The sequence below is a fragment of the Dysosmobacter sp. Marseille-Q4140 genome (assembly GCA_018228705.1).
Taxonomy (GTDB): domain Bacteria; phylum Bacillota; class Clostridia; order Oscillospirales; family Oscillospiraceae; genus Oscillibacter.
The window spans coordinates 904596-926538 of sequence record CP073694.1 but is presented as its reverse complement, the minus strand read 5'-3'; the positions used below and the strand labels follow the sequence as shown (position 1 = coordinate 926538).

Here is a 21943-nt window from a genome sequence, read left to right as displayed (position 1 = left end):
GTGGGGAGCGGCAGAATCGTTCCCCACGCTTTATTTCAAAGAACAAGCTGGCGGTATTACTGGAAAGCAAAATCGGAGTGCTGGGCCGGGGTATGGAATGAGAGGTTTCTCATACAAGCAGCCCCGCCAGCAAGAAGGAGGCTCAAATAAATGAAATGCAGTTTCAGCCGCCTGCTCTATCCCAAACGGTTGGAGGAGGCGCGGGACGGCAGCTACATGATCGCTCTGTTCAAGCCGAATGAGAAGGTGCTGGACGCGCAGGGCAATCGCCTGAGCAGCATTAAAGTGGTGGGGCACTTCCTGCCCACGGTGGCAAGCGTGAAAGTCGATATGATCGGGCACTGGAAAAAGGACGCCCGCTATGGGCTCCAGTTTGAGATGGAGTCCTATGAGGAAATTGTCGGCTCTGACAAGCGCAGCATCGTGGCCTATCTCTCCTCGGGAATGATTCCCGGGATCGGGAGCGTCCTTGCGGAGCGGATTTATAACACGTTCGGAGCGCAGACGCTGGAGGTGTTGGATCAAAACCCAGCGCGTATCGCGGAAGTGCCTGGCATCAGCAAGAAGAAGTGCGAGAAGTTTTGCTCGGCATATATGGAGACACGGAGCGCCCGAAAACTCATCAACATGTTGGCGCCCTTCAATATCAGCGCACCGCAAGCAATCAAGCTGCGGGAGCAGCTGGGATCGGATGCGCCGGCCCTTCTCACACAGTTTCCCTACATGGTGTTTGAGCACGACCAGATCGACTTTGAGACGGCAGACCAGTTGGCCCAGGCCAACGGGATAGCGCGAAATGCGCCTGAACGGCTGGATGCCGGGCTGCTCTACACCCTGAAACTGGCGGAGCACGACGGGCATCTTTGTATGCACAAGGAAGCCTTTGTGAGAAAGGCGGTAAATCTGCTCCACGCGCCGCAGGTGACCTGGAAGGGTGTGGCTCAGCGCGCCTTCGAGATGATCCAGAGCGGCCGTCTGATCCTCTACAACGACTATGTCTATCGCCCGATCATGGCGAGGGCAGAGGAGGAAGTGGCAGCCGGGATCTGTGATATGCTCAAGCGCGACAAAATGCCCTATATGGGCGATCTGGACGATGAGATCGACAGGCAGCAGGCTGAGATGGGCTTCACCTTTGCACAGGAGCAGCGTCACGCCATCCGAACCGCGCTGACTTCGCCCGTCTGCATCATATCGGGAGGACCCGGCACTGGAAAGACATCTATTCAGCGGGCGATCCTGAATATCTACAAGAAGGTATTCCCAGACTCCGATGTGGTATGCTGCGCCCCCACAGGACGCGCGGCGCGGCGCATGGAGCAAAGTACCGGGTATCCGGCATCCACCATCCATAAGGCGCTGAATCTGACGGCAGGCGAACTTCACAAATTGCGGGAATTGCAGCTGCTGGAGGCTGACCTGGTACTGGTGGACGAGGTGAGCATGATGGACATGGTGACTACATGGTGCCTGTTCAACGCCTTGCCGCCTAACTGCCGGCTGATCCTGGTTGGGGATGCTGACCAGCTTCCATCTGTCGGACCGGGCGCGGTGCTCAATGAACTGCTCGCCAGCGGCCGGCTACCGGCAGTGATCCTGGACAAGGTGTTCCGCCAGAGCGAAGGCAGCCTTGTGGCGGAAAATGCGCAGCGGATCCGGCACGGTGTATCGGAGCTGAACTTTGGCGACGATTTCCAGTTCTGGGCCTCCGCAGACGAGGTGCAATCGGCGCAGTATCTCATGCGGCTTTACAAAAGGGAAGTTGCAAGATTCGGCGTGGATAATGTGGCGCTTTTGACCCCATTCCGCAAAAAATCGGAAACAGGGGTCTATAGCCTGAATGCGGCCCTCCATGACGAAGTCAACCCGGCAGTCCCCGGGAAGGCGGAGATTGAAGTCGGGCAGCGGGTCCTGCGTGTAGGTGATAAGGTCATGCAGATGAGAAACCGTGACTTTGCCAGCAACGGCGATATCGGATATATCTGCACCAGTACACAGGGAGAGGATGGCCTTTTGGTGGAGGTCGATTTCGGCGATGACCGTGTTGTCGCCTACGAGGACATCGAAGCGCTACGGCAGCTGGAACTGGCCTACGCCACCACGATCCATAAATCCCAGGGCAGTGAGTACGACGCTGTGCTGATCAACATTCAGGACATGCACGGCAAGATGCTCAACCGGGCGCTGTTCTATACGGCGGAAACCCGTGCGAAGAAGCGCGTCATCATTGTGGGCGACTGGGATGCCGTCGTGCGGGCCATCCAGACCGCGGACACCAAGCGCCGGCATACGATGCTGGCCATGCGGATCAACGAATTGACAAAAGAATAGGAGGATGAACAATGGCTACGGTGCTTGAAAACTACTATGGGTACCGGCAGCAACTGCTCCAGCGGATGGCCCAGCCGCCGATCAGCCCTGCTGACCTGTGGCTCTACGGTGAGATCTTGTATCGAATCGGCGTTCTGGAAACCTGCCAGATGTACCTGCGCAGCGCGCCCATCACCAGAGAAGTGCCCTGCTTGCAGGGGCATTACATGATGCTGGATGCTTACGTTCAGAACCTGGCCAGAGAGCGGCGTTATGGCCCGAACCGGGGCCCCGATACGCAAAAAGAGCGGGATGCGGCTCAGGTCAATCTGGAGCGGGTGATCCAGGATTACCGGAAGCGGTTTACCGGCTTTCAGCCCGCGGAGCCTGAGGCTTATCAGAAGGAGATTGGCCGGGTCATCACGACACTGCTGCCTGCGTGGCTGCAGTACCGGAACACCTTTGTGCCCCTGAAGAATAAGAAGGAGGAGAACAGGTCATGAACGATGGAAAGCAGGCCGCTCTTTCGGCCATCCAGAAGATCAATGCGGTGGAAGGGTTCGATCCGACGCCGCTTGCAGTGGAGTATGTCGACCTCAACACCCAGGAGAAGCGATCCCGGCTTCCGGTGATGGCGCAGCTGGCGTGGTTCCGGCTCAAATATCCGGAGGGGCGCGTGTCTGTTGCAGTTACCGCCGCCAAGGACTGCTTTGTGGCTACGGCCAGGGTCTATCCCAGCTACACAAACCCGCCCGAACAGTACCTGTCGGAGGCGACCGCATCCCGCGGCTACCAAGCCGACAAACCAACGGTATCTCCGCGTGAATGGGCGCAGACCGCCGCCATTGGGATCGCTCTTCGCAATGCCGGCTTTGGACTTCAGTTCAGCGCGGCCGGTGATTCCTTCGACTCGCCGGCTGTGGACGAGCTGGGCGGCATCATCTGGAGCGGGGAGGACGAACCCCAGGCTCCGCTGACGGCTGACATACCGCCGGCGGCTGCTCCGGTGGCAACGCAGTCCCCCGCAGAGCCGGTGGATCCGCTGGAAAAGGCCATGAACACGCTCTGTCCCATCAGCAAGTACAAGGGCAGAACGCTGGGACAGGTTCTCCGTGAGGACCCCCGTGCTATCCTGTGGGTGGCGACCAAATTCACCGGGGATCCGGAGGTCTCGGCAGCTGCAAAGCTCATTTGTGAGCAGTCCGTGGAGCAGAGCGCCTGAGAAAGTGTGGGGGCGGCCAGTTGAATGGCCGCCCCCAGAGAGGAGCGTTCCATGGAATTACGCTACCAAATGACCGATATCCTTCCTCTGCTGCCCATCCCGCAGCCGCCGCATGGGAGAAGCGCCTATAACATTCCATGCCCACTTTGCGACAGGCCGGGCACAAGAGAAAAACATTTGAATATCAACCTCAAACGGAATGTGTATCGGTGTCCCAAGTGCGGACAATTCCAGGGCGGCGTCTTCGATCTATATGCCTACTACATGGGCATCCCGCGGGATAAGGTGCTGGAGGATATAACGGCAAGACTGCATGGAGGCTCGCCAATCCCTTCCGGGAGTGGCGGATCCAGAAAGAAACTGCAACCTCCTCTGATGAAACCCCAGGCAAGCCTTGCGCCGCTGGAAGAACGTGATCGTGTATACCGGGCGCTTCTTAGCCGTTTGACTCTTGCGCCGGATCACCGAGAGAATTTGCTCCGGCGCGGATTGACCGATGAAGCCATAGAGCGTCTGGGCTATAAATCTACGCCGGTCGTAGGCTTCCACGCTCTGGCCCAATCCCTGCTGGACGAGGGCTACACTCTGTTCGGTGTCCCTGGGTTCTACCGGGACGAAGATGGGCGGTGGACGATGGCCGTATGGCGAAGGGGCATCCTAATTCCCGGGACCTACCTTGGGAAGATCCAAGGCTTTCAGATCCGCCTTGACAACAAGATGAAAAAGGGCGGTAAGTTTTTGACCTTTTCCAGCAGAGACGAGTTGGACGGCGCCATGGGTGAGAACTGGTGCCACCTGGTTGGCCCGGTGCGGGAGCGGATATTGCTCATTGAAGGATACATGAAGGCTGACATTGTCAATTACTTTACAGGGCAGACTATGCTTGCCATTCCTGGTGTGACTTCATTGCAGCACCTGGAGGCGGCCCTTCGGGATCTGATCCCGCTTGGCGTCCGCCATGTCATGACCTGCTTTGATATGGACTACCTGAAGAACTGGCATGTAGAAAACGCATATCGAAACCTGGTGGCTCTACTGGGGAAACAGGACATCACATTCGGTACTTATCTATGGCTCCCGGACCACAATGGTCTGGACGACTACATCTGGGAGTTCTGCATGAATCAGGGCAAGGCGCCAGAGTAGCAGAGGACAGCGGGGCATTCGCAGAATGCCCCGCTGTTTTTACGCATTCTGTTGCAAAAACGCATTTTGCCCGGTGTAATGAAGTACCAAGATAGATAAGGAGTGGTTCCTCATGTTGTTTCCCATTGACCATGGCAATTCGGCCATGAAGACGGTCAACTTTGTATTTCCGTCCGGGCTGATCGACAATCCCATCCGGCCGCCTGTAGATACGGAGATGCTGGAATACGATGGTAAGTTCTGGACGCTGTCCGGCCAGCGGATCTCCTATATGCGGGATAAGACCAAGGACGAGAGGTACTGGATCCTGACGCTGTTCGCCATCGCCAAGGAACTGGAGAAGAGCGGAAATACGAGCCCTATGGTCGAGGCGGATCTGGCGGTCGGCCTGCCGCCGGAGCACTACGCGCTGCGGCAGCGATTTGCGGACTATTTTAAGCGGGGGAGGGTAAACTTCGTTTACAACGGTGCTCCGATCTGCCTGCTGATCCGGCATGTGTTCGTCTATCCTCAGGCCTACGCCGCTGTGGTGCCGCAGGCGGGGCGCCTGAAGGAGATTCCGCGCACCTTTATCATTGACATCGGCGGCTACACCACGGACGTCATGCTCCTGCGCAACGCGGCGCCGGACCTGCAGTTTTGCCGCAGCCTGGAGATGGGGGTGATCCCCATGTCCAACGACATCATCAGCCGGGTGAGCGCCATGTACGACATTAAGATTGATGACGATCACATTGCGGACATCATCCAGGGCCGTCCTACCATCCTGCCGCAGGAAGTGCGGGACGTTATTTTTGCAAAGGTACGCAGTTATGCCTGCGATATTCTTGACAAACTGCGGGAGCTGCAGGTCGATCTGCGTGCGAACCCTGCCATCTTTATTGGGGGCGGTTCGATTTTGTTCAGGTCCTTTGTGGAAGAGTCGCCCCTGGTGGCGCATACGGACTTTGTGACGGATCCCAAGGCAAACGCCATCGGCTACGGGATGCTGGCCACTGCTCAGCTGCGGCGGATGGCTCCGCAGAATTACGGAGGGGAGTTCTTTGCGCAGGGATGACAAATACCGATTTTCTCTCAGCTGGGGTAAGGACACCGCTGAGAAGATCGCTGTTGGGGACCTTCTTGAGAAGCTGAAGAACCACAAGAGCGATCTGATCGTCCAGGCAGTCTGGGAGTTTATCGGAAATCATCCGGAAGTGATGGCGGAGAACACAAAAATAGTGATTGCCGTCCAGTCCACGCAAACGGACGAGCAGATCCTTGCACAGATCCAACGCATGATCGACGCCTCGATGGAAAGGCTCAAGGACAGCATGAAGTTGCAGATCCTACAGGAACAGCACGGAGGGCAAACGGCTCCTACTGGACCCAATCAGCAGGATCTGGATGACATGCTTGACAATCTCACAATATTTGACCAGTGAATAGGGACAGCCCTGCGCCTTCCAGCGGCGTGGGGCTGTTCTTTTGTGGCAAAACTGCCGGCAGAAAACGGGGAATGAGGTGAAGACGAAATGGTCTTCCAGGAAGGCATCCTATTGCACCTTGACAAACAGGCGTGCTGCGCCTCATATTCAGCAGCGGGTACGTTGCGTGTATGGAGAGCCGCACAGGCAGACCAGGCCATGATCCCACATAGGGAAGGGAGGACAAGGGGGAGCCGGATGCTGTGTGCAGACGAGCTGTGGCGGCTTGGTGGCCATGACCCATACTCGTTGATCATGATACGTCGCTTTGGCCGTGATCCGAGCGGTAGTTATTCCGTCGCAGGTTGCGGGAAGTGCCAGAAGCTCGGGGAGTAAGTCTCGCGGAGCGGCCCAGCCAGCCGCCGCCCGCTGCTTTCTTTTGAACATTTCCTTGGAGGAGATGAATAAATGGAAAAGAAAGAGGTGCCCATTTGGGAAAAGGCCAATCTGACGATTGATGAAGCGGCGGCCTATTTTGGGATTGGGACAAATAAACTGCGCGATATTACCAGTAACCCTGACTGTGACTTTGTTATTTGGGTCGGGACGAAGAGGCTGATCAAGCGGAAAAAATTTGAGAAATATTTGGAAGATGTAGATGCCGTGTAGGGCATGAAAAAAGGGCCTGGATATAGATTTAGACTATGTCCAGGCCTTTGACTTTTCGTTCATATCAGTACAAATGACGCACAGGTTGAAAAAAAGAGGCTCCTGTATTATAATTAAATGTGTAATTAGGAGGCTCTTGGAAAGGAGTAACCGTGTCCGAAAAACGACGCGATAATAAAGGACGACTCCTGAGACAAGGGGAATTACAACGCAACGATGGCAAGTATGAGTACAGGTATTATGATGAAAAGGGGGAGAGAAAAAGCGTATATAGTTGGAAACTGGTAGATACGGATCGGATCCCATCCGGTAAAAGATGCAACGAATCACTGCGCTCAATGGAGAAACGGATTCGCAGAGATCTCGAAGATGGAATACATACACATGAAGCGGACCGAACGACTTTGAACGGCCACTTTGATCGGTATATCGCCCAGAAGATTGAGATCAAGGAATCTACCAGAGGAAACTATAAGTACATGTATGATAAGTATGTCAGAGATGAAATCGGATACATGAAGCTGGCCAATATCAAGTATAGTGACATCAAGAGATTTTACCTGTCGCTGATTCATGAAAAAGGCTTTAAGCCTAACAGTATGGAAATCATCCATACCATACTTCATCCGGTTTTCTCTACTGCAGTTCGGGATGGCATCATTCGATTGAATCCGACTGATGGTGTCATGAACGAGATCAAAAGAACCCACAACTGGGAAAAACCGAAAAGAAAAGCCTTGACAGAATCGCAACAATCTGCTTTTATTAGTTATGTTTCTTCATCGCCGACCTACAAACACTGGCTACCTATTTTTACTGTGTTGCTCGGGACCGGGTGTAGAATCGGCGAAGTTGTAGGGTTAAGATGGCAAGATTGCGATTTTGCTGAGGGAATAATCTCCATAAATCATAACCTGGTTTATCGCAAACGTGAAAAAACAGGGAAGATGGGTTTCCACGTTACAACGCCTAAGACAAGTGCGGGAATCCGGATTATTCCGATGCTTGAGGAAGTTCGGCGTGCTCTTCTCCAGGAGCGACTTCGTCAAATGGAAGATGGCTTCAATGATACTGTGATTGATGGTTATAGTGGATTCATTTTTTCATCCAGATATGGTGAGGCAATTAGTCCGCATTGCGTCAATCGAGCTATTGAACGAATATGCCGAGATTACAATGCTGAGGAAACGATACGTGCTAAGCAAGAAAAGCGAGCGCCGCAGCTCCTGCCGCATTTTTCATGCCACAACCTAAGGCATACATTTTGCACTCGCTTTTGCGAGAACGAGAAAGATCTCAAGGTTATTCAGGAAATCATGGGGCATGCGGATATCACGACAACAATGAATATTTACAATGAAGCTACGAAGGAAAGAAAAGTGGCCAGCTTCGTTAATCTTGAGGGGAAGATCCGGGTAAGTTAATTTACACCTGATTTTACACCAGTTGAGGAAGTGACGATGGAATATTATGAAACAATATAAGAACATTATGGCCCAGCTTCCGGGCAATGCTGAAGATATGGGAACTTGCGGGGGGATACAGAGCACCGGTTTTCTGTTCCCCACCATGAAGCCCGAGGGCGCGAAGAAAGAGGAGAAGGCGGCGGACGCGCCCAAGGCCAGCGCCCCCAAGGTGGAGGCGGCCCCGGCGGCTATCGATTTTTCCAAGGTGGAGATCGAGCCGCTGTTCGCCGACTTCGTGGATTTCGAGACCTTCAGCCGGTCCGACTTCCGGGCAGTGAAGGTGAAGGAATGCACGGCCGTGCCCAAGAGCAAAAAGCTGCTGAAATTCGTCCTGGACGACGGCTCCGGCACCGACCGGGTGATCCTCAGCGGCATCCACGACACCTATGAGCCCGAGGAGCTGGTGGGCAAGACACTGATCGCCATTACGAACCTGCCGCCCCGGAAGATGATGGGCATTGACTCCTGCGGCATGATCATCTCCGCCATCCACCACGAGGAGGGCGCAGAGAAGCTCCACTGCCTGATGGTGGACGACCGTATCCCCGCGGGCGCCAAGCTCTATTAAACCATTTCCGTCCCCGGGCCAAAAGGTCCGGGGACGCACCCCCTCCCTCCGGTGGGGGAGGTTATCAAAAGGAGCCGCTATGGAGACCATTACCAGCCGGACCAATCCCCTGTGTACCCACTTCCGCAAGCTGGCCTCCTCCCGGGCCTACCGGGAGAGGACCGGGGAGTGCCTGTGCGACAGCCCCAAGCTGCTGCGGGAGGCGCTGCTGTGGGGCCAGACCGTCACGGCGGTGCTGTATACCGAGGGGACGGACCTGCCGTCCCTGCCTGCCGCCGCCCGGGCCTCCCAGGTGACGGAGAGCGTCATGCGCTCCGTCAGCCCCATGGAGACGCCCCAGGGGGTGGTGTTCTCCTGCGCCATGGCCTCCACAGACCCGCCGGAGCGGCTGGAGCCGGGCCGGTATCTGCTGCTGGACGGCGTCCAGGATCCGGGCAATGTGGGTACCATTCTCCGCACCGCCGACGCCTTTGGCTGGACAGTGCTGCTGCTGCCCGGGTGCGCCGACCTCTATAACCCCAAGACCTTACGGGCAGGCATGGGGGTCCAGTTCCGGCGCCCCGCCTATGCCTGCTCCCTGGAGCGGGCGGCGGAGCTGGTGCGCGCCGCGGGGCTGCCATTGTACGCTACCGCCCTCATGGAGGATACCGCCGATGTCCGGGATGCGGACCTCGCCCACTGCGCCGTGGTCATCGGCAGTGAGGGGCGGGGGATCTCCAAGGAGGCCCTGGCCCTGTGCGGCCGGACCGTCAAGATCCCCATGAACGACACCTGCGAGTCCCTCAACGCGGCGGTGGCCGCCGCCGTGGTGTTGTGGGAGGGCGCCAGGAACGACGGGAGGCGTGCGCCATGCTGAAATACTGGCTGTGGCTGACAGAGCTGCCGGGCCTGACCAACCAGACCCGGCTGGCTCTGCTGCGCCATTTTCCAACGCCCGAGGACGTGTACTACGCGGACCCGGAGGAGGTGCTGCTGACCGAGGGCATCACCCGGGCGCAGGCGGCGCTGGTGAAAAACAAGGATCTCTCCGCCGCGGACCGGATCCTGGCGGAGTGCCAGCGGCTGGATCTCCGCATCCTGACCCTCCAGGACGCGGCCTATCCCGGCCGGCTGAAGAACATCTACGACCCGCCCTGCCTGCTGTACGTCCGGGGCCGCCTGCCGTCCTTTGACGAGGAGGCAGCGCTGGCGGTGGTCGGCACCCGGGACTGCACGCCTTACGGCATCGCCTGCGCGGAGAAGCTGGGCTACGGATTGACCCGGGGCGGCGCCGTGGTGGTCACGGGCCTGGCCCGGGGCATCGACGCCGCGGCCACCCGGGGTGCCCTCCGCTCCGGCGGCGTCACCGCGGCGGTGGTGGGCAACGGCCTGGATGTGCCCTATCCGCCGGAGAGCCGATACCTCTATGAGGACGTGGCTGCCGCGGGCGTGCTTTTGAGCGAGTATCCGCCGGGGGCGGAACCCGCCGCCTGGCATTTTCCTGTCCGCAATCGCATCCTCTCCGGGCTGTGTATAGGCACCGTGGTGGTGGAGGCCCCGGAGCGCAGCGGCGCCCTCATCACAGCCGGCACGGCCACGGAGCAGGGCCGGGATGTGTTCGCCGTTCCCGGTCCCATCGACGCGCCCACCAGTGTGGGCTGCAATGAGCTGATCCGGGACGGCGGGGGGATCGTGACGGACGCCCGGGACATCCTGAACTTTTACGCGGAGCGGTTTCCGGGCAAACTGCGGCCGGAGGAGGCCCGGCACCGGCCTCAGGTGCTGGGCTATCAGGCCCGGCAGAAGGAGGAGGCAAAGCCGGTGCCGCCCTCCGTGAGCCTCTCCCGCAATGACCTGAGCCTGACCGACGACCAGATCGCCCTGCTGCGGGCCCTCCCGGCGGAGGAGCCCATGCTGGTGGACGATCTTGTTGAGCTGACCGACCTTCCCATCCGCCGGGTTCTTTCCGCCCTGACGGTGCTGGAGATCGAGCATCTGATTGAACAGCACAGCGGCAAGCGGTACACCCGCGCCGTGACACTGACGGAGTGAGACCGTCCGCCTCCGGGACCTTCCCCGGCCCGGAGACGATTCCCACAGGGGCTTTGGGGGAAAGAGCGGCCGGGGCGGGGCCCCGTCCGAATTCGGAGGTAACTATGGCAAAGCACAGCCTGGTCATCGTGGAGTCTCCCGCGAAGGCCAAAACCATCGGAAAATACCTGGGCAAGGACTTTGAGGTCACCGCCTGCATGGGCCACCTGCGGGACCTGCCCAAGAGCGTGCTGGGCGTGGACCTGGAGCACGACTTCGAGCCGGTCTACCAGCCCATCAAGGGCAAGGAGGACATCATCTCCGCCCTGAAAAAATCAGCCAAGAGCGCCGACATGGTGTATCTGGCCACCGACCCGGACCGGGAGGGGGAGGCCATCTCCTGGCACCTCAAGCAGCTTTTGAACCTGCCGGACGAAAAGACCCGGCGGGTGACCTTCAACGAGATCACCAAGAAGGTGGTCCAGGAGAGCATCCAGGCCCCCCGGGACATCGACCAGAACCTGGTGGATGCCCAGCAGGCCCGTCGTATCCTGGACCGGATCGTGGGCTATGAGCTCAGCCCCCTGCTGTGGAAGAAGATCCGCCGGGGCCTCTCCGCCGGGCGGGTCCAGTCCGTGGCCACCCGGATGGTGGACGACCGGGACCGGGAGATCGCGGCCTTCCAGCCGGAGGAGTACTGGACCCTGGACGCCAATCTCCTGGGCAGCGATCTCAAGAAGATCCCCTTCGCCGCCCGCTACCACGGCAAGGACGGCAAGAAGGCGGATCTCAAGTCCGCTGCCGAGGTGGACGCCGTGGTCCGGGAGACGGAGAACGCTGCCTTTACGGTCAAGAGCGTCAAGCGCACCGACAAGCAGCGCAGCCCCTCGCCGCCCTTCACCACCTCCACCATGCAGCAGGAGGCGTCCCGGAAGCTCTCCATGACGCCCCGGCGGACCATGGCCATCGCCCAGCAGCTCTACGAGGGCGTGGACATCGAGGGCGAGGGCTCCGTGGGCCTCATCACCTATATGCGTACCGACTCCCTGCGGATCAGCGAGGAGGCCATTGCCGCCACCAAGCAGTTCATCCTCAGCCGGTACGGCCGGGACTACTATCCCCCCCAGGCCCACCGCTACAAGGCAAAGGCCAATGCCCAGGACGCCCACGAGGCCATCCGCCCCAGCAACGTGGAGTGGACCCCGGAGCAGCTGAAAAAGGACCTGACCGGGGAGCAGTACCGGCTCTACAAGCTGATTTGGAGCCGGTATGTGGCCTGCCAGATGGCCAACGCCGTCTATGACAGCGTCTCCGTGGACATTGACGCCGCGGGCCACAGCTTCCGCTCCAGCTCCTCCAGCCTGAAATTCTCCGGCTATACCGCCGTGTACGAGGAGGGCAAGGACGAGGAGAAGGAGGAGAAGGAGTCGCCCCTGCCGGCCCTGCGGGAGGGAGAGACCCTGACGCTCAAGGACTTCTCGCGGGACCAGCACTTCACCCAGCCCCCGGCCCACTACACCGACGCCACCCTCATCCGCGCCATGGAGGAGCAGGGCATCGGCCGGCCCTCCACCTACGCGCCCACCGTGTCCACCATTCTGGACCGGGAGTATGTGATGAAGGAGGGCAAGTATCTCCACATCACCAACCTGGGCCGGGTGGTGACGGAACTGATGAAGGACAAATTCACCGACATTGCCGATCTGAAATTCACCGCCCACATGGAGCAGAAGCTGGACTCTGTGGAAGAGGGTGCCACGCCCTGGAAGAGCGTCCTGCGGGACTTCTACGGGGACTTTGACCGGGATCTCAAGCAGGCGGAGAAGGACCTGGATGGCGTGCGCATCAAGGTGCCCGACGAGGTCAGCGAGGAGATCTGCCCCGAGTGCGGGCGGAATCTGGTGGTCAAGTCCGGCCGGTTCGGCCGCTTCCTGGCCTGCCCGGGCTATCCTGAGTGCAGCTTCACCATGCCGTTGGTGGTGGAGATGCCGGGCCGCTGCCCCAAGTGCGGCGGCCGGCTGATGAAGCGCACCGGCACCAGCAAAAAGACCAACAAGCAGTACACCTACTACTGCTGCGAGCATATGAACAGCCGGGACGAGAGCGCCAAGTGCGACTTCATGACCTGGGACGTGCCGGTGAAGGACGACTGCCCGGTCTGCGGCCAGACCATGTTCAAAAAGGCCGGCCGGGGCTTCAAGCGGCCCTTCTGCATCAACCCCGCGTGCAGCAACTTCCTGCCGGAGGAGAAGCGGGGCTACCCCAAGAAAAAGACCGAGGACGCTGAGACGGCTCCCGATGGGGAGCAGGACGGCGCGCCGGCAGCCGAAAAGGCCGCGGCGAAAGAGACCGCTGCCAAGACTGCGAAAAAGCCCGCGGTGAAAAAGACGGCCGATAAGACCGCTGCGACCAAGACCACGGCGAAAAAGACGGCCTCCAAGGCTGCGGCTGCCAAGACTGCCGCGAAAAAGTCGGCGGCCAAGACTACCGGAACCAAAACCGCCGCGAAAAAATCCGCCGCCAAGAAAGACGCCTCCCAGGCGTGACCCCCGGCGGACCCGCCCCCGCCGGGGGCGGGAAATGCGAGAGAGAGGGACGAGCCAATGGAAGTGACAGTGATCGGCGCGGGCCTGGCCGGCAGCGAGTGTGCCTGGCAGCTGGCCCGGCGCGGCGTCCATGTGACGCTGCGGGAGATGAAGCCGGAGAAGAGGACCCCCGCCCACACCACAGCGGATTTCGCGGAGCTGTGCTGCTCCAACTCCCTGCGCTCCGATCAGCTGGAAAACGCCGTGGGCCTTTTGAAGGAGGAGCTGCGGCGGCTGGACAGCCTGATCCTCGCCTGCGCCGACGCCACGAAGGTGGAGGCAGGCGGCGCCCTGGCGGTGGACCGCCACGGCTTCGCCGCCCTGGTGACGGAGAAGATCCGCTCCCACCCCAATATCACCGTGGTGCCCGGTGAGGTGACGGAGATCCCCGAGGGGGAGGTGGTGATCGCTTCCGGCCCCCTGACCTCCGACGCCCTGGCGGAGCGCTTACAGGTCCTGCTGGGGGAGGACAGCGCCCTCCATTTCTTCGACGCCGCGGCCCCTCTGGTGGCCGCCGACAGCGTGGATATGGACCGGGCCTGGATGGGTTCCCGGTACGACAGGGGCACTGCGGACTACGTGAACTGCCCCATGACCGAGGCGGAGTACGACGCGTTCTGGCAGGCCCTGACCGCGGCGGAGGAGGCCCCGGTCCACGGCTTTGAGGACAAGCAGGTCTTTGAGGGCTGTATGCCGGTGGAGGTCATGGCCCGCCGGGGCCACGATACCCTCTGCTACGGACCTCTGAAGCCCCGGGGACTGAAGGACCCCCGCACCGGGCGGGAGCCCTACGCCGTGGTGCAGCTGCGGCGGGACAACGCCCAGGGGAGTGTGTATAATCTGGTGGGCTTCCAGACCCACCTGCGCTTTCCGGAACAGCGGCGGGTGTTCTCCATGATCCCCGCCCTCCACGACGCGGAGTTTCTGCGCTACGGCGTCATGCACCGCAACACCTTCCTGAATTCTCCCCGGCTGCTGGACCGGTACTACCGGCTGAAAAGCGCGCCCCGCATCTCCTTCGCCGGCCAGATGACCGGCGTGGAGGGATATGTGGAGTCCGCCGCCTCCGGCTTCCTGGTGGGCGTGGAGACGGCCCGGCGCCTGCGGGGCCTGCCGCCGGTGAATTTTCCCCAGGAGACGGCCATCGGCGCCCTGGGGCTGTACGTGTCGGACACGTCCGTCACCGCCTTCCAGCCCATGAACATCAACTTCGGCATCATCCCGCCCCTGGATCACCGGGTCAAGGGCAAGCGCAACAAGAACGCGGAGCTGTCGCAGCGGTCCCTGGCCATCATCGAGCAGATAAAGGAGGAGGTCCTCGCATGAAGATCATCGTAGACGCCATGGGCGGCGACAACGCCCCCCAGGCCATCGTACAGGGCGCTCTGGACGCCCACCGCGCCCACGGGGTGGACATCATCCTGGTGGGCCGGGCGGAGGAGGTGCTGCGGGCCGTGGAGGCTTGCGGTGAGAAGAGCCTGCCCGCCGGCGTGGAGATCAAGGACGCCAAGGAGGTGGTGGAGATCGCCGACGATCCCGCCATGGCCTTCAAGCTCAAGCCGGACTCCTCCCTGACCGTGGGGCTGAACTTGCTCAAATCCGGTGCCGGGGACGCTTTCGTCTCCGCCGGATCCACCGGCGCCCTGCTCTCCGGAGCAACGCTGGTGGTCAAGCGCATCCGGGGCATCCGCCGGGCGGCCATGGGCCCCCTGGTGCCCACGGCCGCGGGCCGGGCGGTGCTGTGCGACTGCGGCGCCAACGCCCAGTGCACGGCGGAGTACCTGCTGCAATTCGCGTATCTGGGCAGCTTCTACGCCCAGCGGGTCCGGGGCATCCAGCGGCCCAAGGTGGGCCTTTTGAACATCGGCGCCGAGGAGGAGAAGGGCGACGACCTGCGCCACGAGGCCTACGCCCTTTTGCAGGAGGCCGCGGAGGCGGGCCGGATCAACTTCATCGGCAACGTGGAGGCCAACGACGCCATTATGGGCGCCGCCGACGTGCTGGTGGCCGACGGCTTCACCGGCAACGTGATGCTCAAGACCATGGAGGGAACGGCCAAGTTCCTGCTCAAGGAGCTGAAAAAGGCCATGACCGCCAAGACGCTCAACAAGCTGGCCGCCGGGGTGCTCAAGGGCGACCTGATGGAGATGAAGAAGCTGATGGACCCCGCCGAGGTGGGCGGCACGCCGTTTTTGGGCATTACCCGGCCCGTTATCAAGGCCCACGGCTCCTCCGACGCCCGGGCCATCGCCAGCGCGGTGCTGCGGGCCAAGGAGTACGCCGAGAGCGGATTCATCGCCGACGTGGAGGCCAACATCGACTACATGAAGGTCCGTATGGCCCCGGAAAAAATTTGATTTGCTATTGACACCGGGAAGGGTGTTGCCGTATGATTACCCCAGTAAGAACCGACCATAATCCGTGAGGAGTGATCTGCATGTCCAACGAGGATATTTTCCAGACGATGAGGGATCTGGTGGCCGAGCAGTTCGGCATGGAACCCGACGAGGTGACCATGGAGACCGCCTTTGAATACGACCTGGGGGCCGACTCCGTGGACCTGGTGGAGCTGGTGATGGCCATGGAAGAGGAGTTCGAGCTGGGAATGGCCCAGGAGGACGAGGTGAAAGCCCTCAAGACCGTGGGCGACGCCGTCAATTACGTGGCGTCCAAGCTGAACAAGTAACGAAGCCGGAAACCCCGCTGACAGGCGGGGTTTCCTTATGGAGGAGACCGCCATGGAGGATCTGGAGAGAAAACTGGAGTACGTCTTTCGCCGCCGGGAGCTGCTGGCGGAGGCCCTGAGCCACAGCTCTTACGCCAACGAGCACCGCGCCGCCGGGCTGCGGAGCAACGAGCGGCTGGAGTTTCTGGGGGACTCGGTACTGGGGTTCGTGACGGCGGAGTTTTTGTTCCGACAGCATCCGGACCTGCCGGAGGGCGACCTGACCCGGATCCGGGCGGCCCTGGTGTGCGAGCAGAGCCTGTACGAGGCCGCCCAGCGGCTGGACCTGGGCCGGCATTTGAAGCTGGGCCGGGGCGAGGAGGGCGGCGGCGGCCGCCGGCGGCCCTCCATTTTGGCCGACGCCATGGAGGCGGTCTTTGCCGCCGTGTATCTGGACGGCGGGATTGCTGCCGCCGACGCCTTGATCCACCGGCTGCTGCTGGATGCGGAGCGGGAAGAGGTGGTGGAGGAGCGCCGCCGGGACTACAAGACCGCTCTGCAGGAGCTGGTCCAGCGGACCCCCGGCACCGCCGTCACCTACCAGCTGATAGAGGAGTCCGGTCCCGACCACTGCCGGGTCTTTGTAATGGAGGCCTTTGTGGGCGGCGTCAGCGCCGGCCGGGGTGAGGGCCGCAGCAAAAAGGAGGCCGAGCAGGCCGCCGCCCGGGCCGCTCTGAAGGCCCTGGGCGAGGAGTGACACCGTACGATGACCCGGAGCCGCCGGCTCCGGGTCATCTGTGTTTCGCCCGGTATGTGCGGAAATATGACTGGAATTTGCCGCCTGTCCGTGCTATACTATACTCTACATGAGAATTTTAGGAGCGTGATGCATTTGTCGCTGCTGTCTGCTGTTTTGCTGGGCCTGGTCCAGGGTGTGGCGGAATTTCTGCCCATCTCCAGCTCCGGCCACCTGGCTATCGCGGAGCACCTGCTGGCCTCCAGGGCCATCGAGGTGCCGGGTTTCTACGACGTCCTGCTGCACCTGGGCACCCTGGTGGCTGTGTTCATCGCCTACTGGCAGGATATCCGGGACATGATCCTGGAGCTGATCGACGGCGTCCGGGACCTGGCCCGCGGCACCACCCCCAACCCGGTGCCCCCCGCCCGGCGGATGATCCTGCTGATCATCGTGGGCACGCTGCCGCTGTTCATTGTGCTGCCGGTGAAGGATTTTGTAGAGGGCCTGGGCAACAGCCTGTACTTCGTGGCCGCGGCCCTGGTGGTCACCGGCTTTTTGCTCTTCGCCAGCGACCGGGTCCGCAAGGGCCGCAAGACGGAGAAAAACGCCTCCCTGGTGGATGTGCTGCTGGTGGGCGTTGCTCAGGCCATTGCCACCTGCCCCGGCATCTCCCGCTCCGGCACCACCATTACCGCCGGGTGCTTCGTGGGCTTTGAGCGGAAGTTCGCCGTGCGCTTTTCCTTCCTGCTGTCCATCCCCGCCATTCTGGGTGCCAACATCCTGAGCCTGAAGAGCGCGCTGGAGGGGGGGATCATCTGGGCCGACGTGCCGGTGTATCTGGTGGGCGTGGCCGTGGCGGCAGGTGTGGGGTATCTTTGCATCCGCCTGCTGCGGATGATCGCGGACAAGGGCCGCTTCGGCTGGTTTGCATACTACTGCTGGGCCGCCGGCGCGCTGACGCTGGTACTGGCCCTGCTGGGCAAATAATCATTTCCCTGGAGGTGTCACCGTGGCATCCACGACACGAAAGAAATCCACCACAACGAAAAAGAGCGGCGGCTCCTCCGCCCGCTCCGGCAGCAGGAGCCGACAGCCTCAGAAGCGCCCCGTCCGCCGGGAGGTGGGGGGCGCGGTGCTGCTGGTGGTGGCGCTGTGCGCGGCGGTCAGCTATTTCGGCGTCCAGGCCATCTTCCTGGACTGGCTGGCGCTGGTGCTCAAGGGGCTGTTCGGGTACGGCTACTGGCTGTCCTTCCCGGCCCTTTTGATGGCGTCGCTGATCCTGCTGCTGCACCGGGGGCGCCCCGTGCGGCTGCGGGTCACCTGCGCGCTGCTGCTGCCGCTGCTGACCGGAGCCCTGGGACATATGCTGCTGGCCAAGGAGGCCTATGAGCCCGGCTTTGGGGTGCTGAAGGCCCTGTGGACCGACGGCGTGGCCCTCCACAGCGGCGGCGCCGTGTCCGGGTCCCTGGCGGTGGGCTTCGTGGCGGTGTTCTCCAAATATGCCGCCCTGCCCATCTTCGCGCTGCTGCTGGTCATCGCGCTGATGATCGCCCTGCGCCTGACACCGGCGGCGCTGTGGGAAAAGCTCCGGGAGCGGCCCCAGTACGAGCCGGAACCGGAGCCGGAGCCCGCCAAGACCCCGGCCATCCGCCTGTCGGCTCCGGAGCCGGTCCGCCGCAGCGAGCCGGAGCGGCCCAAGCCCCAGATCGACTTCCCCCTGGACGACGCCCCCGCCGCCGGGAGTGCCGGCGAGGACCTGACCCCGCCGGAGCAGGAGAAGAAGGAGGGCCGGTTCACCAGCTTCTTCCGGCATAAATCCGACCAGCAGAAGACTCCGGATCAGGTCCTCTCCGGCGGGGAGCCCGCTGCCAAACCGGCAGACAGGCAATCAGCCGCCCCGGCCCGGGAGGCGGAGCGCGCTCCGGAGGACAAGCCCGCCGCCCAGTCGGCCCCGGCCCCCGCGCCCCTGGCGTCGGAGCCTGCCTCCGGCAAGAAGGCGGCCGCCCGGGAGGTGGCCGCCGCCACCGCCGCCGTCACGGCGGAGATCGAGCAGAAGATGGCGGAGGAAGAGGACGCCTATCAGTTCCCGCCCATCACCCTTCTGCAGCAGAGCCGGGGCGAGAACCACATCGAGGCTGGCGCCGAGCTGCGCAACAACGCCCGGCGTCTGTCGGAGACTCTGGTGAGCTTCGGCGTGGACGCCACGGCCGGCGACGTGGTCCACGGTCCCTCTGTCACCCGGTATGAGTTCGTGCTGGACCAGGGCGTCAAGCTCAGCAAGATCACCAATCTGGCCGACGACATCGCCCTGGCCCTGGGCGCCTCCGGCGTGCGCATCGCCCCCATCCCCGACAAGATCTCCGTGGTGGGCATCGAGGTACCCAACAAGCAGGTGACGCCGGTGCTGATCCGGGATGTGATTGAGTCCCGGGAATTCACGGACCACAGATCCGGCACTGCTTTTGCCCTGGGCCGGGACATCGGCGGCCGCAACGTCATCGGGGACATTGAGAAGCTGCCCCATGTGCTGATTGCCGGCACCACCGGTTCCGGTAAGTCCGTGTGCACCAACTCGCTGATCATCAGCCTCCTGTATAAATCCACCCCTGACCAGGTCCGCTTTATCATGGTGGACCCCAAGATGGTGGAGCTGGCGCCCTACAACGGCATCCCCCACCTGCTGATCCCGGTGGTGACGGATCCCAAGAAGGCCGCCGGCGCCCTCCAGTGGGCGGTGTTCGAGATGATGAAGCGGTACAAGATCTTCTCCGAAAACGGCGTGAAGAAGCTGGAGGAGTTCAACAAGCTGGCCCGGGGCCGGGAGGATCTGGAGACCATGCCCAGCGTGGTGGTGGTCATCGACGAGCTGGCCGATCTGATGCTGGTGGCCGCCAAGGAGGTGGAGGAGTCCATCTGCCGGGTGGCTCAGATGGGCCGCGCCGCCGGCGTCCATCTGGTCATCGCCACCCAGCGGCCCTCCGCCGACGTGATCACCGGCCTCATGAAGGCCAACATCCCCAGCCGCATCGCCTTCGCCGTGGCCTCCTCTCTGGAGTCCCGGATCATTCTGGACACCACCGGCGCGGAAAAACTGGTGGGCCGTGGCGACATGCTCTACGCTCCTCTGGGCGCCGGAAAGCCCCAGCGGGTCCAGGGCTGCTTCATCTCTCCCGAGGAGATCGAGCAGGTGGTGGCCTTTGTCAAGCAGTCCGGCGAGGCCCGGTACGACGACGAGGTCATCGCCAAGATCGAGGAGAGCATCCAGGAGAAGGACAGCAAGGGCGGCGGCCGCGGTGCCGCCCCGGCGGAGACCGGCGAGGAAGAGGGCGACGAGCTGCTGCCCGCCGCCGTGGAGGTGGTCCTGGAGACGGGACAGGCCTCCGTGTCCATGCTGCAGCGGCGGCTGAAGCTGGGGTATTCCCGGGCCGCCCGCCTGGTGGACCAGATGGAGGAGCGGGGCATCGTGGGTCCCTTTGAGGGCTCCAAGCCCCGGCAGCTGCTCATCACCCGGGAGCGGTGGCAGGAGCTGCAGATGGGCGCCGCAGAACAGCCGGAGGCCCCGCCGCCCTGGGAAGAGGACCAGGCATGAGCGGAAACGCTTGACAAATGGAACCGAAGCGGTATAATAAAAACCGATAAACGCGATGACAAAGCCAGCTTTCCGAAACAGGCTCCAAGCGAGAGGGGACCGGTGCAAGCCCTCAGCCCACGCCGGAGAGCAGCCACTTTGGAGCAGCCCGCGAGGAGCGGGACGATTCGCCCCCGTTACCGGGCGGCATGAGATGCCCGCCGCCGGCGGTGGGCAGATCAGGGTGGTATCGTGGAAGATCCTTTCGCCCCTGACGCTTGTCAGGGGCGTTTTTTTATCCCCGGGCCAACCGGACCGTATTTGAAAATCAAGACCAAGGAGGTCGTTCCTATGAAATTTTCCAGTAAGATCGTCGCCTGTGAGCTCTCTCCCATTCGGAAGTTCCACCCCTATGTCCTGGCAGCGGAGGCCAAGGGCCGCACCGTCCACCACCTGAACATCGGCCAGCCGGACATCGAGACGCCGAAGGTGTTTTTCGACGCGGTGAGCAATTTCGGCAAGTCTGTCCTGGAGTATGCCCCTTCCACCGGCGTGGAGTGCTATCTGGAGGCGGTGCGGGATTACTACATCAACCTGGGCTTCCCCATCACCTGCGATGACATCATGGCCACCCACGGCGGCAGCGAGGCCCTGGAGATCATCCTCTCCTGCATCCTGGAGGACGGGGACGAGATCCTGATTCCCGAGCCCTACTATCCCAACTACGCTACCTTTGTGGGTGTCACCGGCGCCTCCATCCGCGCCATCCCCACCTCTCCCGAGGCCGGCTACCGCTACGCCACCCGGGAGCAGATCGAGCCCCTCATCAATGAACACACCCGGGCCATCCTGGTGACCAATCCCGGAAACCCCACCGGCGTGGTCCTCAACCGTCAGGAGATGCGGCTGCTGGCGGACATCGCCAAGGAGCACGAGCTCTTCCTCATCAGCGACGAGGTGTACCGGGAGATCGTCTACACCGGCGAGAAGCTCAGCTCCATGCTGGAGTTCACCGATGCGGCGGAAAACGTGGCGGTGGTGGACTCCGTGTCCAAGCGCTTCTCCTCCTGCGGCGCCCGGGTGGGCGCGCTGATCTCCCGCAACAAGGAGCTCATGGCCCAGGCCATGAAGATCTGCCAGGGCCGCCTGTGCGCCGCCACGCTGGACCAGGTGGGCGCCGCTGCCATGTACCGCCAGCTGCCCGCGTCCTACTACACTGCCGTCCGGGAGGAGTATCAGCGCCGCCGGGACACGGTGGTGGAGAGCCTCGCCAAGATTCCCGGCGTCCAGTTCAGCCACCCCGACGGGGCCTTCTACGTGATGGCCACCCTGCCGGTGGACGACGCGGAGACATTGCAGTACTTCCTGCTGGAGGAGTTCGAGGACCACGGTGAGACCGTCATGTACACCCCGGCGGAATCCTTCTACGTCACGCCTGGCAAGGGCCGCAACGAGATCCGCATCGCCTACGTCACCAATCCCGCAGAGCTCTCCCGCTCCATTGAGCTGCTGGGCTTGGGCATTGCCGCCTACAACAGCCGCAAGAAATAAGGAAAAAACGACCGGCGCCCTGCTTTTTAGCAGGGCGC

The 21943-nt window shown here is 61.7% G+C and carries 19 protein-coding genes; all 19 read left to right on the top strand.

All coding sequences use genetic code 11. The features are described from left to right. The first annotated feature begins 150 nt into the window (after positions 1 to 150). The 19 genes from KFE19_04525 (at position 151) to KFE19_04435 (ending at position 21905) form a co-directional block, all read left to right on the top strand. Positions 151 to 2331, top strand: coding sequence for an ATP-dependent RecD-like DNA helicase (locus KFE19_04525; GenBank protein ID QUO38780.1), 2181 nt, complete (start codon positions 151 to 153; stop codon positions 2329 to 2331). 11 nt (positions 2332 to 2342) lie between these two features. After that, complete coding sequence (locus KFE19_04520) at positions 2343 to 2813, top strand: hypothetical protein (GenBank protein ID QUO38779.1); 471 nt, start codon at positions 2343 to 2345, stop codon at positions 2811 to 2813. Continuing rightward, positions 2810 to 3532, top strand: coding sequence for a hypothetical protein (locus KFE19_04515; GenBank protein QUO38778.1), 723 nt, complete (start codon positions 2810 to 2812; stop codon positions 3530 to 3532). Before KFE19_04520 ends, KFE19_04515 begins: the two co-directional genes overlap by 4 nt. A 489-nt stretch (positions 3533 to 4021) precedes the next feature. Next, a complete protein-coding gene (locus KFE19_04510; GenBank protein ID QUO38777.1) occupies positions 4022 to 4678 on the top strand; it encodes a DUF3854 domain-containing protein in 657 nt (218 codons plus the stop codon). A 112-nt stretch (positions 4679 to 4790) separates the two neighbouring features. Then, on the top strand, positions 4791 to 5735 hold the full coding sequence (locus tag KFE19_04505; GenBank protein ID QUO38776.1) for a ParM/StbA family protein: 945 nt from the start codon (positions 4791 to 4793) through the stop codon (positions 5733 to 5735). Then, positions 5722 to 6102 carry a hypothetical protein gene (locus KFE19_04500; protein ID QUO38775.1) on the top strand — a complete coding sequence of 127 codons (381 nt, stop codon included), beginning with the start codon at positions 5722 to 5724 and terminating at the stop codon, positions 6100 to 6102. Before KFE19_04505 ends, KFE19_04500 begins: the two co-directional genes overlap by 14 nt. Positions 6103 to 6552: 450 nt before the next feature. Then, positions 6553 to 6753 (top strand): excisionase family DNA-binding protein, encoded by a 201-nt coding sequence (locus tag KFE19_04495; GenBank protein QUO38774.1) that lies wholly within the window; start codon positions 6553 to 6555, stop codon positions 6751 to 6753. 152 nt (positions 6754 to 6905) lie between these two features. Then, on the top strand, positions 6906 to 8177 hold the full coding sequence (locus KFE19_04490) for a site-specific integrase (protein QUO38773.1): 1272 nt from the start codon (positions 6906 to 6908) through the stop codon (positions 8175 to 8177). A gap of 46 nt (positions 8178 to 8223) precedes the next feature. After that, a complete protein-coding gene (locus KFE19_04485; GenBank protein QUO38772.1) occupies positions 8224 to 8787 on the top strand; it encodes a hypothetical protein in 564 nt (187 codons plus the stop codon). 79 nt (positions 8788 to 8866) lie between these two features. Continuing rightward, the gene (locus KFE19_04480) at positions 8867 to 9643 is read left to right on the top strand and encodes an RNA methyltransferase (protein ID QUO38771.1); all 777 of its coding nucleotides are present in this window, start codon (positions 8867 to 8869) and stop codon (positions 9641 to 9643) included. After that, positions 9637 to 10818 (top strand): DNA-processing protein DprA, encoded by a 1182-nt coding sequence (gene dprA, locus KFE19_04475; GenBank protein ID QUO38770.1) that lies wholly within the window; start codon positions 9637 to 9639, stop codon positions 10816 to 10818. The genes KFE19_04480 and dprA overlap by 7 nt, the downstream gene beginning before the upstream one ends. A gap of 104 nt (positions 10819 to 10922) precedes the next feature. Beyond that, positions 10923 to 13343 carry a type I DNA topoisomerase gene (topA, locus tag KFE19_04470; GenBank protein ID QUO38769.1) on the top strand — a complete coding sequence of 807 codons (2421 nt, stop codon included), beginning with the start codon at positions 10923 to 10925 and terminating at the stop codon, positions 13341 to 13343. A gap of 57 nt (positions 13344 to 13400) precedes the next feature. Then, on the top strand, positions 13401 to 14708 hold the full coding sequence (gene trmFO, locus KFE19_04465; protein ID QUO38768.1) for a methylenetetrahydrofolate--tRNA-(uracil(54)-C(5))-methyltransferase (FADH(2)-oxidizing) TrmFO: 1308 nt from the start codon (positions 13401 to 13403) through the stop codon (positions 14706 to 14708). Beyond that, entirely contained in the window at positions 14705 to 15739 is a 1035-nt protein-coding gene (gene plsX / locus KFE19_04460) for a phosphate acyltransferase PlsX (GenBank protein QUO38767.1), read from the top strand. The genes trmFO and plsX overlap by 4 nt, the downstream gene beginning before the upstream one ends. Before the next feature lie 80 nt (positions 15740 to 15819). After that, on the top strand, positions 15820 to 16068 hold the full coding sequence (gene acpP, locus KFE19_04455; protein ID QUO38766.1) for an acyl carrier protein: 249 nt from the start codon (positions 15820 to 15822) through the stop codon (positions 16066 to 16068). 52 nt (positions 16069 to 16120) lie between these two features. Further along, positions 16121 to 16804: a ribonuclease III gene (rnc, locus tag KFE19_04450; GenBank protein ID QUO39519.1), complete on the top strand. Its 684-nt coding sequence runs from the start codon at positions 16121 to 16123 to the stop codon at positions 16802 to 16804. A 135-nt stretch (positions 16805 to 16939) separates the two neighbouring features. After that, the gene (locus tag KFE19_04445) at positions 16940 to 17773 is read left to right on the top strand and encodes an undecaprenyl-diphosphate phosphatase (protein ID QUO38765.1); all 834 of its coding nucleotides are present in this window, start codon (positions 16940 to 16942) and stop codon (positions 17771 to 17773) included. A 22-nt stretch (positions 17774 to 17795) separates the two neighbouring features. Next, positions 17796 to 20375: a DNA translocase FtsK gene (locus KFE19_04440; protein ID QUO38764.1), complete on the top strand. Its 2580-nt coding sequence runs from the start codon at positions 17796 to 17798 to the stop codon at positions 20373 to 20375. Positions 20376 to 20705: 330 nt separating this feature from the next. Beyond that, a complete protein-coding gene (locus KFE19_04435; protein ID QUO38763.1) occupies positions 20706 to 21905 on the top strand; it encodes a pyridoxal phosphate-dependent aminotransferase in 1200 nt (399 codons plus the stop codon). The last annotated feature ends 38 nt before the right edge of the window (positions 21906 to 21943 follow it).